General features: G+C 71.7%; 10 protein-coding genes. 4 read left to right on the top strand and 6 right to left on the bottom strand.

The window, feature by feature from the left end; translation table 11 throughout:
- Positions 1–173: 173 nt before the first annotated feature.
- Together MFF56_RS20020 and MFF56_RS20015 are read left to right on the top strand one after the other, a co-directional pair.
- Positions 174–1,496 (top strand): polysaccharide biosynthesis protein GumE, encoded by a 1,323-nt coding sequence (locus MFF56_RS20020; RefSeq protein ID WP_238230650.1) that lies wholly within the window; start codon positions 174–176, stop codon positions 1,494–1,496.
- Between the two features lie 7 nt (positions 1,497–1,503).
- Positions 1,504–2,598 carry a glycosyltransferase gene (locus MFF56_RS20015; protein ID WP_066918630.1) on the top strand — a complete coding sequence of 365 codons (1,095 nt, stop codon included), beginning with the start codon at positions 1,504–1,506 and terminating at the stop codon, positions 2,596–2,598.
- Positions 2,599–2,611: 13 nt separating this feature from the next.
- Here the strand turns inward: MFF56_RS20015 and MFF56_RS20010 are convergent, their stop codons facing one another.
- The 6 genes from MFF56_RS20010 to MFF56_RS19985 all read right to left on the bottom strand — a co-directional run bounded on the left by MFF56_RS20010 (position 2,612) and on the right by MFF56_RS19985 (position 9,574).
- Entirely contained in the window at positions 2,612–2,893 is a 282-nt protein-coding gene (locus tag MFF56_RS20010) for a hypothetical protein (protein ID WP_156453483.1), read from the bottom strand.
- 338 nt (positions 2,894–3,231) lie between these two features.
- Entirely contained in the window at positions 3,232–4,008 is a 777-nt protein-coding gene (locus tag MFF56_RS20005; protein WP_066918626.1) for a hypothetical protein, read from the bottom strand.
- 4 nt (positions 4,009–4,012) lie between these two features.
- Positions 4,013–4,972 carry a UDP-glucuronic acid decarboxylase family protein gene (locus MFF56_RS20000; protein ID WP_238230648.1) on the bottom strand — a complete coding sequence of 320 codons (960 nt, stop codon included), beginning with the start codon at positions 4,970–4,972 and terminating at the stop codon, positions 4,013–4,015.
- Positions 4,969–5,979, bottom strand: a complete 1,011-nt coding sequence (locus tag MFF56_RS19995; RefSeq protein WP_066922120.1) for a glycosyl transferase family 90 — start codon at positions 5,977–5,979, stop codon at positions 4,969–4,971. The genes MFF56_RS20000 and MFF56_RS19995 overlap by 4 nt, the downstream gene beginning before the upstream one ends.
- A gap of 207 nt (positions 5,980–6,186) precedes the next feature.
- Positions 6,187–8,676 (bottom strand): glycosyltransferase family 2 protein, encoded by a 2,490-nt coding sequence (locus MFF56_RS19990; protein ID WP_066918575.1) that lies wholly within the window; start codon positions 8,674–8,676, stop codon positions 6,187–6,189.
- Positions 8,677–8,761: 85 nt separating this feature from the next.
- Positions 8,762–9,574, bottom strand: a complete 813-nt coding sequence (locus MFF56_RS19985) for an ABC transporter permease (protein WP_066918577.1) — start codon at positions 9,572–9,574, stop codon at positions 8,762–8,764.
- 245 nt (positions 9,575–9,819) lie between these two features.
- Here MFF56_RS19985 and MFF56_RS19980 point away from each other — a divergent pair, with 245 nt between their 5' ends.
- Positions 9,820–10,707 carry an SMP-30/gluconolactonase/LRE family protein gene (locus MFF56_RS19980; protein WP_066918579.1) on the top strand — a complete coding sequence of 296 codons (888 nt, stop codon included), beginning with the start codon at positions 9,820–9,822 and terminating at the stop codon, positions 10,705–10,707.
- 70 nt (positions 10,708–10,777) lie between these two features.
- Complete coding sequence (locus tag MFF56_RS19975; RefSeq protein WP_066918581.1) at positions 10,778–12,610, top strand: glycoside hydrolase family 15 protein; 1,833 nt, start codon at positions 10,778–10,780, stop codon at positions 12,608–12,610.
- Positions 12,611–12,627: the final 17 nt, after the last annotated feature.

Below are 12,627 nucleotides of genomic sequence, written 5' to 3'. Positions count from 1 at the left end.
GTCGTCGAGAGCCCGGTCTCGGAGGCGCGCCTGCGCGCCATGTTCGAGGCCGTCGACGCCGTCCTGCGCCAGAACCCAGAGGTCGGCGCCTACAACCAGACCATCTAGGGCTGCCGGACCGACCGCGCGCCGCCCCCTGGGGGGCGGCGCGACCATTCCACGAGGAGCCCGAGATGTCGTCCGCCTCCCCGATCCCCGCAGGTTTGGCCGGCCCGATCTGGTCCGCGGTGCCGGCCGGGCGCGCGACGGCCGCCGCGGGGACGCGCCTCCTGCATCTGCCGTACTGGCTGATGCTGACCGCGCTCACCTTCAACGCCGCGCTCGCCTTCGTGAACGGCAACGTCCGACCGCTGACGCCCGCCGTGGTGATCGCCCTCGAGGGCGCGCTGACGCTCGGCTGCCTCCTCGTCGCGCTGCTGCATCACCGGCGCGAGATGAACCTCGCGGTGGCGTTCATCGTCTGGCTGTTCCTGTTCATGATCCTGCGCAGCGCGATCGTGGATCCGGCGACCAGCGTGAAGTACTTCCGCGACCTCCTGATCGCGCCGACCTTCTTCATGCTCGGCCTGTGCACCGATCGGCGCTACCTCAACCGCTACGTCCTTATCGGGCACACGATCGTCTTCACGATCGGGGCCCTGGAGGCCTTCCGGACGGACCTGTACTCGAGCCTGTTCCACGTCAAGGACTACTTCATCGCCACCCGCGGCCTGACGGAAGCGGATTTCTGGAACTCGGATTCGGACCTCTTCGTCAGCGCGACGCGCCCGAACGCGCGTTTCCTGAGCATCGCCGACGCCGTGATGGCGAGCCACCGCGTGTCCTCGGTCTTCCTCGAGCCGGTCTCGCTGGGCACCTACTGCATCATCGCGTCGGCCTACCTGTTCGCGCTCTGGCGCAGCCTCGGCTGGAAGAGCCGGGCCTACCTGCTCTCGACCAACCTGTTCCTCATCGTCGCCTGCGACGGCCGCCTCGCCTTCGTGACCTTCTTCGCGACGCTGTTCGTCTGCGTGTTCTGGCGGCGCTGGTCGCGCTACCTGCCCGCGCTCTACCTCCCGGGCATCCTGCTGGCGGCCTTCGTGTTCGTGCACATCGTCGATCCGGCCCGCGGCAACGACGACTTCCTGGGCCGGGTGGTCTGGACGACCGACCTGCTCGAATCCTACGACGTCTCGGAATTCCTCGGCCTGTCGGAGGCGTTCATCGACAAGGCGGTCGACAGCGGCGTCGGCTACATCATCACGACGCAATCCATCTTCGGGCTGGCCCTGTTCTGGCTCTTCTGCTCGTGCTGCTCCCGGTACGCGACCCGCGAGCAGATCTGCTTCAACCACGCGCTCTGTCTCTATGTCTGCTTCAACTCGCTGGTCAGCTACGGCTTCCTGAGCATCAAGACGGCCGCGCTCCTGTGGCTGGTGAAGGGCATCATCGAGATCGGGCAGGCCCCGCCGGCGCCCGGCGGCGCCCGCCTGCCGGCGCGGCCCCTCCTGCGGTAGGCTCAGCATGATTCCAGGACCCGCCCTCGTCGTCGATCGAACCCATCTCGGACGCCGCGCCTCCGGCATCGAGCGCATCACCGAGGAACTGTTCTCGGAGGCCGCGCTCGCGCCGCTGCCGGTTGCCGGATGGGACGCCTCGGGCAGCCGCCCCTCGATGATGCTGAACCAGAGGCTGGCGATCCCGGCCGCGGCGCTCGCCCACAGGGACAAGCTCTGGCTGTTCTCCGGCTACCCGCCCTCGCCCGTGATGACGCGGCTGCCGGAGCGGACGGTCTTCTACGTCCACGACCTCTTCCTGCTGACCCGGACCGACGAACTCAACCGCTCGGCGAAGCTCTACATGGTCGGGCCCTTCCGGGCGGCGCTGGCGCGGCTGCGCTACTTCCTGGCGAATTCCGAGACCACCGCCGAGGCGCTGCGCGCCGCCGTGCGGCCGGACGCGACGGTCCTGCCCTACCGGCCGGGGATCCGGAACGTGTTCGGCCTCGCCGCCCATCCGCGCGCGGACGCGGAGGACCGGCCGCTCGTGGTCGGCGCGATGGGAACGATCGAGCCGCGCAAGAACTTCGTCGGCGCGGCGCGCCTGTGCGAGCATCTCGCGCGCGCGCTCGGGCGGAGGGTGGAGCTGCACATCATCGGCCGCAGCGGCTGGGGCGAGGACGCCGCGCGCCTGCGGGAGATGCCCCACGTCCGGCTGCGAGGTTTTCTCGACGACGACGCCGCGCGCCGGGTCATCGATACGTTCGACCTGTTCCTGTGCAGCTCCCACGACGAGGGCCTCGGCCTCCCGCTCCTGGAGATGCAGTTCGCGGGCCTCCTCGTGGTCGCGCCCGACAAGCCGGTGTTCCGCGAGGTTCTGGGCACGTCCGGCCTGCTCGTCGACATCGCCGACCCGGACGGCGCGGCGCGCGCGGTCGCGGGGCGCCTCGCCGAGCCGGGCTGGCGGGCGCGCAGCGCCGCGCAGGCCGCGGCGAACATCGCCCGGTGGAACCGGCAGGCCGCGGGCGACCGCGACGCCGTCCTGGCCTTCCTGGAGGAACGCCTCGCCGCGCTCAAGCCCGTCGGCACGCCGGCGCCCGCGCGGCTGGCGGGGGAATGAGCGGGCCGGCCGGCTAGTCCTTCGAGTGGACGTGCTTGGTGCGGCGGAAGACGCCCGACGGCGCGGCGGCGCGCTCCGGCCTGTTGAGCAGGAAGCCGGCGACGGCGTAGCTGACCTGAAGGATCGTCACCGCGAGGGCCCCGCAGCCGAGCGCGACGAGGACGCCGTCCGTCGGCACGGTGTAGATCAGGACGGCGAGGAACAGCAGGATGCCGAGCAAAAGAACCGGAACCCAGGCAATCGCATAGGCCAGGAGCGCGCCGGCGGCTGCCACGACGACGAGAAACAGCAGCATCAACACCCCCAGCAGCCGAGCCGCGGCAACGAATAAGACGTTCTTGTTTCTCGACCGTGCAACCGCACGGGACGGAAGCGCTCCTGCTTGCCGAAAGGCTTACGGAATGCTTGAGAGAACCTCCACAACACCACCTGTAAGAAAGTAGCACGAAACCCGACCGAGCGCCAACACGACGCCCGCCCGTCGAGCCCGGTCCGCGCGGAGCACGCCGACCGGGTGTCCCGCCGCGACGGGCTCCCGTGGACGGCGAGGGCGCGGGATCGCGGAAGCGCCGAGGACGGACGCCCCACGCATCCGTCGGCCCATCCGTCGGCCCATCCGCCGGACCGCCCCCGTCAACGCGAGCGGATGTCGGCGAACAGGGTCCGCAGCGCCTCGAGGCGCGGCGCGACCCAGGAGCCCTCCGGCGGGACGACGGCCTCCTCAAGAGCCCGCTGGAACCGCTCCAGGAACCGCTCCGGCGCCTCTCGGAACCCGGCCGCCATCTGGGCTCGCACGGCGACCGTGCTGCACGGGTGCTTGACCGCGCAGGACAGGTAGAGCGGACAGTCCTCGACCTGGAAATCCGCCGCACCGAAGGTGCGCTGCGCGGCCGTGTGCTCGCCCGCGCCCGCAACGCCGGCCCGGACGAGACCGCGCCCGGACAGCGCGTAATTGTTGGTGTAGACGATCTCCCCGAGCGGGCGTGCCGCACAGAACGGCGCGCCCGGCGCGGTCGGATCGAAATCGAGGCCGATTCGCAGGGATCCCCAGCGGTAGCCGTCCGGACCCGTCTCGGGCCCGGGTGCCGGCAGGGCACCGAACAGGCCTGGGCTGAGCCAGTCGTCGTCGTCCGCGAAGAGGATGCGGTCCCCCGGGGCGCAGGATCCGGGCACGAAGGCGGCGAGCGGCACGAGCGTCGCCCCCGCCACCGCCCGGTAACTCGCGAGAGCGAGCTGCTTCACGGCCTCGCGGACGGAACGGTAGTCGCGCGTGAAGGTCCGGTCCCAGACCGCCGCGAAGTCGATCACCAGATCCGGATCGAAGCCGACCCCGGACAGGAAGGCGCGGGATTCGCAGAGGTCGAAGCGCGGCCAGTCCGGCGAGGGCCTCAGGACGATGATGTCGGGCATGCGCTCAAGCCCCGACCGGTTTGTGCGACAGCACCGTGCGGAAATAATCGATCGTGCGGGCGAGCCCCTCGCGCAGGGGGATGGTCGGCGCCCAGCCGAGCAGTTCCTCCGCCTGCGCGATATCGGGCCGGCGCTGGCGCGGGTCGTCGGGCGGCAGCGGCCGGTGCACGATCTCCGAGGTCGAACCTGTCAGCTCGCGCACGAGGTCGGCCAATTCCCGGATGGTGAACTCCCCCGGATTGCCGAGGTTGACCGGCCCCGTCACCGCGGGGCCCGTCTCCATCATCCGGATCAGGCCCTCGACGAGGTCGTCCACGTAGCAGAACGAGCGCGTCTGCGTGCCCTCCCCGTAGAGGGTGATCGGTTCGCCCCTGAGCGCCTGCACGATCAGGTTCGAGACCACGCGCCCGTCGTTGGGGTGCATGCGCGGCCCGTAGGTGTTGAAGATGCGCACCACCTTCACGGGCATGCCGTGCTGGCGCCGGTAGTCGAAGAACAGCGTCTCGGCGCAGCGCTTGCCCTCGTCGTAGCAGGAGCGGAAGCCGATCGGGTTGACCCGGCCCCAGTAGCTCTCGGGCTGCGGATGCACGTCCGGGTCGCCGTAGACCTCCGAGGTCGAGGCCTGCAGGATCTTCGCCTTCACCCGCTTGGCCAGGCGCAGCATGTTGATCGCACCCACCACGCTCGTCTTCGTGGTCTGGACCGGGTCGGCCTGGTAGTGCACCGGCGAGGCCGGGCAGGCGAGGTTGTAGATCTCGTCCACCTCCACGTAGAGCGGGAAGGTCACGTCGTGGCGCATCAGCTCGAAGCGCGGATGCCCGAGCAGGTGCGCCACGTTCGCCCGCGCGCCCGTGAAGAAGTTGTCCACGCACAGCACCTCGTGCCCCTGCCCCAGCAGCCGCTCGCACAGATGCGAGCCCACGAAGCCCGCCCCGCCGGTGACGAGGACGCGTTTGGTGGTCATGCGCATGGCTGGGCCTTCGCGGCTCGGATATGGGCGATCACGCGCGGAGCGACGTCCAGGAGCGCCTGATCGAAGGTGATCGCGCAAGCCAGCGCCCGGCCCCGCGCTGCGATGGCGCGGGCCGCCTCGGGCTCCCGCGCGAGCCAGGTCCGCACCGCGTCGAGATCGCCGAGATCGGCGGAGACGGGCACGAAGTCGATCCAGGGCACGAGCCGGTCGTAGTACCATTGCCGGTGCCCGAGCGGCGAATCCACCTTGACCACGGTGCAGCCCATCAGGAGCTTGGTGAACAGCCCCATCCAGGCGCAGGAATTGCCGTCGATGTCGATGGCATGGCGGTAGCGCGCGAAGTCATGAAGCGCGACCCGGTCTGCGAGCAGGCCGAGGTCGCCGATCTCGACCCATCCCTCGGAGCCCGCCGCATTGCGCGGGTCGCCCACGAGCTTGGCGTCGAGCGGAACGCCCACGACCGACGCGCGGCCGGCAAGGCAGAGGCGCGCGCGTTGAAGCGTGCGCCATCCGGGCGCCCGACGCTTCGGATCGCCCGATAGCGTGCCGCGCCAGAACAGGTCGTTCTCTCGCTCGGGCCAGGGCAGCATGCCCTCGGCCTCGCGCCGGAGCTGCCGGTAGCCGTCCGACGCGACGAAATCCGGATCGGGCACCAGAACGTTCGAGCTCGCGCAGCCCGAGAAGGCGAGGCCGGGGGCTTCCGGGACGTCGCCCAGCCAGAGGTCGCACGTTCCGTCCAGCCCCGGTTCGATGTCCCGCAACGCGCCGAAGAACAACCGCATTCCCGCCAAGCGCTGCGCGAGGAAGGACCGGTCGGTCCAGTCCGGGTAGCTCGCCGAGAGCGCGTATCCGATCGGGCGGCCGGGCACGAAGCGGATCGTCGCGATGCGTGGGTGGCGATGGTGGACTGTGAGATCGAACGGGTCCGGTTGCGCGCGCCCGAGGATCGGGGCGGCGAGGCGCGCCCGCACGTCCGCGATGTCGATCGGCTTCGTCATCGGGTTTCCTCGCTCATCCGCCGGAGCGGCGGGCCCCGCCGCGTGGGGCGCGGGGCACTCGACGCGGCCCGGCGGACGGGGGGCCCGCGGGGAACCCCGGGCAGCGCCCCGGCATCGCCCGGACCGCGCGAAGCGTCGCGCCGGCGCCGAGCGGGCGTCGGCGGGGCATCGCGGCCGCGGGGGGCGGCGGATCGTCCGCGCCGTCCCTCACAGCCCCGCCCGCCCCTCGGACGCGGGCTCGTACGCGACCTCGATCTCCGGCGGCGCCTCGGGGCGCACCTCGGCCAGACCGGCCGGGTCCTTCCAGGGGATCGCCACGCGCGGGAACTCGGCGAGTTCGAAATCGCCGCTCCGGGCGGAGAAGGCCGGGTTGTAGAAGGGATCGCGCAGGCCCTCGCGACCCCAGCGCGCCTCCATGAGCTCCGCCTCGCGGCGCAGGCGCACCACCTTCGTGGGATCGACGTCGCGCCCGCGGCTGACCGATTCCTTGTGCACCAGCCGGATGCCGGGGTCGCAGATCACCTTGAGGCCCCGTTGGCGCAGCTTCAGGCAGAGATCGACGTCGTTGTAGGCGACCGCGAACGCCTCATCCATGCCGCCGACCGCCTCGTAATCGGCCTTGCGCAGGAAGCAGCAGGCGGCCGTGACCGCCACGAACTGCTGCAGCAGCACGCTCTTGCTGAACTGCACGTGCGCGTCGTCCGCCCGGCCCGCATGGGCGTGGGTGGCGATGCCGTAGGGGCCGACGCCCGTGTAGACGCCGAAATGCTGGACCGCCCCGTGCGGGTAGAGCAGGCGCGCGCCGACCGCGCCGACGTCGGGGATCGACAGGAAGGCCCGGGCGCGCTGGAACAGGTCCTGGCTCAGCACCTCGGTGTCGTTGTTCAGGAGGCAGACGATCTCGCCGCGCGCCCGCGCCACGCCGAGGTTGCACAGGTGCGGGAAGTTGAACGCTGTCTCGGAGCGCACCACGGTGATGCGGGCGCGGTCACGGCGCAGCCCGTCCAGGTAGGCGAGCGTTCCGGGATCATCCGAGAAGTTGTCGACGACCACGATCTCGACGAGCGGGTCGCCGACCGCCAGCAGGGACTCGATGCAGGGCCGCAGGAGGTCGAGTCCGTTGCGCGTTGGGATGACGACGCTGATCCGCTTCGGGTCGGCGACGCCCAGGGTGCGCACGGCCGCGATCCCGGGACCCGGGCCGTCGATCGATTCGAGCGGGTAGCCCATCCGCTCGAAATGGCTGTCGATCGCGCGCTTGGCCGCCGCGAAGGCGTAGGATTTCTGGCCGCCCCCGAGGGCGGTCGAGCCGGGGAGCTGGCGCCAGCGGTAGAGCACGTGCGGGATGTGCACGATCTCGGCCTCGGCGCAGCGCTCCATGCAGCGCAAGGCGAGGTCGTAGTCCTGGCTGCCCTCGTAGCCGACGCGGAAGCCGCCGACCGCCTCGAACAGGGCGCGCTCGTAGACGCCCAGATGGCTGAACATGTTGTGGCCGTACATCAGGAAGCGGTCGAAGGCTCCCTTCCGGTAGGGCTGGGCCCGGCGCCCCTCGAGGTTGATCTTGTCCTCGTCCGAGAACAGCATCCGGCAGCCGGGATGGCGGTCGATGGCGTCGGCGACCGTCCAGAGCGCGTGGTCCGGCAGCAGGTCGTCGTTGTCCATCAGGACGAGGAACCGGCCCCGCGCCAGGGCGGCGGCCGCGTTCGAGGCCTGCGAGATGTGGCCGTTCGTCTCGCGGAAGACGGGTCGAATGCGCGGATCCTCGGCGGCGAGCCGGCGGACCACGTCGCGCACGGCGAAGTCCCGCGAGGCGTCGTCGGCGAGGCACAGCTCCCAGTGCGGATAGGTCTGCCGCTGCAGGCTGCGGATCGCCTCCTCGAGCAGGTCGAGCGGCGGGTCGTAGACCGGCATCACCACGGAGAGGAGCGGCCGCTCGGCGAAGGCCGCCATGCGGCCGTCCATCCAGGCCCGGTCGGCCTCGCCGAGCCGGTCGTCCCGCTCGACGACGCCGACGTAGCGCGGATCGGAGGGCGCGGACTGCGCGTGGTCGGCGAGCAGGCCGCACCCGATCGCGGCCGCGAGCGCGGATTGCGGGCGCTCGGCCGCGGCATCCTCGGCGACCGCGTCGCGCCGGTCCTCCAGCGCGGCCAGCACGCCCGCGACCTTGGCCCCGGTCAGGCGTTGCCGCTCGGGCGCGGGCAGGCGGAACAGGTGATCGAGGAGGTCGCGCAGGTCCGAGCGCTGCACGAGGCAGGCATGGATCGTGGCCGGGCCCACGATCTGGTTGTGGAATTCCAGGCGCAGGCCGCGCACGAATTGCGGCAGCGGCACGTGCAGGGTCCAGCGCGTGCCCGCGTCGGGCCGGCGCAGCGGGACGGTGTGCTCGGGCGCGAACCCCGCGCCGTAATCCACCGCCAGCCAGGGCGGCCCGTTGACGGTCTCGGCCTCGATGTCGAGGACGACCTGCACCGAGAGCGCCGAGGCCGCGAGATAGGGCTTGATGCCGAAGCCGATCCGCGCGCCGGGAGCCAGCACGACGCGGCCCCGGCCCGAGACCGTCAGGTTCTCGCACCGGGCCCCCGTGATGCCGGCGACGCGGCCGGCGAAATCGGGCGTCCCCCCGAACGGACCCAGGCTCCCCTGCCCCGTCGCGATCCGCCGGAGCGCGGCCCGCAGGCCCTTGATCGTCAGTCCCACACGCAACCCCGGCTCGGCCGCATCCGCGGCGCGGGCCGGCGCGGGGCGCCGGCCCGAAGATGACACGCTCAAGGCCCTCGCGCGGCTACGACAGCCTGCGGACCACGAACCGCTCCATGAGCAGGCCGATGCTCAGCGTCGTGAGCCCGAACATGATCACGTAGAAGTAGTCCACCTGGACGTCGAGTGTCGGATAGTACCCCAGCCGAACCCACTCGATGATCTGCACGGCCGGGTTGTACTTGAAGATCGCGTAGAGCTGCTCGGGCAGGTAGTTGGGCAGGAACATCACGCCGCTGGTGATGTAGATGATGATGTTGAACAGCACGTATCCCAGTGCCCAGGTGGGAAAGAACGCCATGATGCAGACGTTCACGAAGCCGATCCCGATCCCGAGCAGGATCGCCGCCAGGAAGCCGGTCACCGCCGTGAAGGGGTCGGCCGGCCGCGGATCGATGCCGAGCGCGGTCAGGATCGCCAGCACGGTGATCAGGGTGAGCGAGCCGCTCACGATCTCCACGAGCAGGCGGGCGATGATCACGTCGATGAGCTTGACCTGCGGGTAGTAGGTCAACGGCCGGTTCGCGCCGACCGACTTCATCACCTCGCGGGACATGTACTGGTAGACCAGCACCGGAACCGCGCCGCTGGCGAAGAAGATCGGGCTGCTCTCGCCGATCGGCGCCGGGACCTTGCGGAAGTAGTAGATCGCCACCAGCATGAAGACGTGGGCGCAGGGCCAGAGCACGACCACCGCGTAGCCCCAGTAGGAGGCGCCGAAGCGCGTGCGCATGTCGCGCAGCATCAGGGCGTGCAGCACGCGCAGGTAGGATTCGGTCGCGCTCAGCCGCGGCGCGGCTTCGGGGAGCGCGAGGGCCGGCTGACCCGGGTAGCTCATGGCGTCTTGCGTCTCTCGGCTCGGGGCGTCCGCCACCGGTTAAGCCGCAGGCTCTGCGGGGGCAACACGTCGAGAGTATGGCCTTGCGGCGCGGGGCGCGCACACCCGGGATTAATCCCCGCGCCGCGCGGGGCGCCGCACGCCGCGGTGCGCCCGCGCACCCGGGCCGGCGCGGGGCGCGGCGCGGCCGGAACCGCGCTCCCTCCCGGGACGTCGTCCTGCGCAGTCAGCCAGGAAAAAGAGCCTTGCAGCCAGCGCGCGTCCGCATCCTCGACACGTCCCGCTGCCATCTCGGCGAGGGGCCGAGCTACGATCCGGCGACCGATACGGCGTGGTGGGTCGATATCCCGGAGCGCCGGCTGTTCGAGCTGCGCCTCGGCGAAGCGGGTCCGGCCCGGATCCACGCGCTGCCCGTCATGGCGAGCGACGTCGCGGCGATCGACGACCGGCGGCAGCTCTTGTCGGCCGAGGACGGCCTCTACGTCCGGACGATCGCGGATGGCGGGCTCTCGCTCTGCTGCCCGCTCGAGGCGGACGACCCCGGCACCCGCTCGAACGACGGGCGCGTCCACCCGGCCGGCGCCGTCTGGATCGGCACGATGGGCCGCGACGCCGAGCCCGGGCGGGGCGCCATCTACCACGTCGCCGGCACGCGGGTGACGCGGCTCTTCGCCAACCTGACGATCCCGAACGGCATCGCCTTCTCGCCCGACGGCGCGACCGGCTACTTCGTGGATACGGACGAGGGCGTGCTGCGCCGGGTCGCCCTCGACCCCGCGACGGGCCTGCCGACGGGCGAGCCCGAGACGCATTACGACCATCGCGGCGGCGCGGGCGGCATCGACGGCGCCGCGGTGGACGCCGAGGGGCTGATCTGGACGGCCCGGTTCGGCGCGGGCTGCCTCGACGCCTACAGCCCGGCCGGCGAGCGGGTGCGCACGGTTCCGGTGCCCCCGTCCCGGCCGACCTGCCCGACCTTCGCGGGCCGCGCGCTCGACTGGCTCCTCGTGACCTCGGCTTACGAGGGCATGGACGCGGCGGAGCGCGGAGCCGACCCCGAGCACGGCCGCACGCTGCGGGTCGATGTCGGCGCGCGGGGCTTGCTGGAGCCCGCCTTCCGGCTCGCGGACTGAGCGGCCCTCGCGGCGGACGACGACGGCGACCGTCCGGGAGGCGGCGCAAGGCAAGGAGGGGGGAAGAGCCATGCCGGGATTCGACGACGAGCGCGACTACCAGCCGATCGAGGCCTACGCGCTCCTCAGCAACTGCGAGGGCTGCGCGCTGGTAGCGCGCGACGGCGGGATCGACTGGGCCTGCCTGGAGCGCTTCGACGCCGACCCGACCTTCTCGCGACTGCTCGACCGGCGGCGCGGGGGCCACTTCACGCTGCGGCCCGCCGAGCGCTTCGAGACGGCGCGGCAGTATCTGAGCCGCAGCAACATCCTCGAGACCACCTTCACCACCGCGACCGGCTTCGTCACCCTGCACGACTTCATGGTCGGGCCGGAGGGCGGGGCGGACCGGCCGCGCCTCGTCCGGCTCGTCGCCGGCGTCTCGGGGCGGGTGCCGATGGTCGCGGTCTACCGGCCGCTCGCGGGCTTCGCCGAGGCGGCCGCGCCGCTCGCCGCGACGGACGGGCGCGTGGCGGCGAACGGCTGCCCCGGGCTCGTCTCCGACGCCGCCTTCGCGGTCGAGGACGCGGGCGCTGTCGCCCGCTTCACCCTGGAGGCCGGGCAGGAGCGGCGCTTCGCGCTCTATCCGGGCGCCACGCCCGACGCCCCGCCGGACGCCCGCGCGCTGATGGAGGAGACCCGCCGGGCCTGGGTGCTGTGGACGCAAGGGGCGGCCTATGTGGGGCCGCTGGCGGGCGAGCTGATGCGCTCGGCCCTGGTGCTGAAGGCGCTGACCTACGCGCCCTCGGGGGCGATCGTGGCGGCGGCCACCACCTCGCTGCCCGAGGAGGTCGGCGGCATCCGGAACTGGGACTACCGCTTCTGCTGGATCCGCGACGCCTGCCTGTCCTTCTACGTCCTGAAGAAGTTTGGCATGGTCCGGGAGGCGGAGGCCTTCTTCGGCTTCGTCTCCGACCTGTGCGCGCGCGCCGAGGGCCGGCTGAAGCCTCTCTACGGCATCGCGGGCGAGGACGATCTCGGCGAGGTCACGATCTCGCATTTCGAGGGCTGGCGCGGCAGCGCGCCGGTGCGCCACGGCAACGAGGCCGCAGAGCAGCACCAGGCCGACGCCTACGGGCAGGTGCTCGACCTGCTCTACCTCTACGAGCGCCTCGGCGGCACGCTGCCGGAGGCGATGCGCGCGCACGGCGCGCGGCTGGCCGATATCTCGGCCGCGCACTGGGCGGAGCCGGATGCGGGCCTGTGGGAGCCGAGGAAGCCCGAGCAGCGCTACCTGCACGCCGCGATCATGAACTGGGTCGCCCTCGACCGGGCGATCCGCCTGTTCGGCGAGCGCCCGCACTGGTGCCGCGAGCGCGACCGGATCGTCGCCTGGGTCAACGGCGAGGCCATCCACCGCGACGGCCACTATCCGCAATATCTCGGCACCGACGAGCCGGACGCCGCCCTGCTCGTCGCACCGATGGTCGGCTTCCCCGTGGACGAGGCCGCCTTCGCCCGCACCGTCGATGCGGTGATCGCGCGGCTCGGCCACGGCCACCTCGTCTACCGCTACCGGAACGACGACGGCCTGCCGGGCCACGAGGGCACCTTCCTGCTCTGCGCCTTCTGGCTCGTCGATGCCCTGCTCTGGCTCGGCCGCGACGCGGAGGCCCGCACCCGTTTCGACGCGCTGCGGGCGCTGCAGAACGATGTCGGGCTCTACGCCGAGGAGGCGGCGGAGGACGGCGGCTTCCTCGGCAACTTCCCCCAGGCCTTCAGCCATCTGGGCTTCATCCACAGCGCTCTGACGCTCGACCTCTACGACCATGGCGGTCGGGCGGCCGTGCAGGGCACCTACGCCGACCGCTCCCTGCGCGAGACCGATTCGCGCCGGGCGCCGCGCATCGCCGGGGCGGATTGAGGCGTTTGCCCCGCCGC

The sequence above is a fragment of the Methylobacterium hispanicum genome, from assembly GCF_022179285.1.
GTDB classification, from domain to species: Bacteria; Pseudomonadota; Alphaproteobacteria; order Rhizobiales; family Beijerinckiaceae; genus Methylobacterium; species Methylobacterium hispanicum.
The sequence above is the reverse complement of the archived record's forward strand: the minus strand, read 5'-3'. Positions and strand labels throughout refer to the sequence as shown.

Coding starts and splice junctions, on each gene's coding strand:
- MFF56_RS20010 (WP_156453483.1), bottom strand. CDS start 2,893: ATGCTGCTGTTTCTCGTCGTCGTGGCAGCCGCCGGCGCGCTCCTGGCC.
- MFF56_RS19985 (WP_066918577.1), bottom strand. CDS start 9,574: ATGAGCTACCCGGGTCAGCCGGCCCTCGCGCTCCCCGAAGCCGCGCCG.
- MFF56_RS20005 (WP_066918626.1), bottom strand. CDS start 4,008: ATGCCCGACATCATCGTCCTGAGGCCCTCGCCGGACTGGCCGCGCTTC.
- MFF56_RS19975 (WP_066918581.1), top strand. CDS start 10,778: ATGCCGGGATTCGACGACGAGCGCGACTACCAGCCGATCGAGGCCTAC.
- MFF56_RS19995 (WP_066922120.1), bottom strand. CDS start 5,979: ATGACGAAGCCGATCGACATCGCGGACGTGCGGGCGCGCCTCGCCGCC.
- MFF56_RS20000 (WP_238230648.1), bottom strand. CDS start 4,972: ATGACCACCAAACGCGTCCTCGTCACCGGCGGGGCGGGCTTCGTGGGC.
- MFF56_RS20020 (WP_238230650.1), top strand. CDS start 174: ATGTCGTCCGCCTCCCCGATCCCCGCAGGTTTGGCCGGCCCGATCTGG.
- MFF56_RS20015 (WP_066918630.1), top strand. CDS start 1,504: ATGATTCCAGGACCCGCCCTCGTCGTCGATCGAACCCATCTCGGACGC.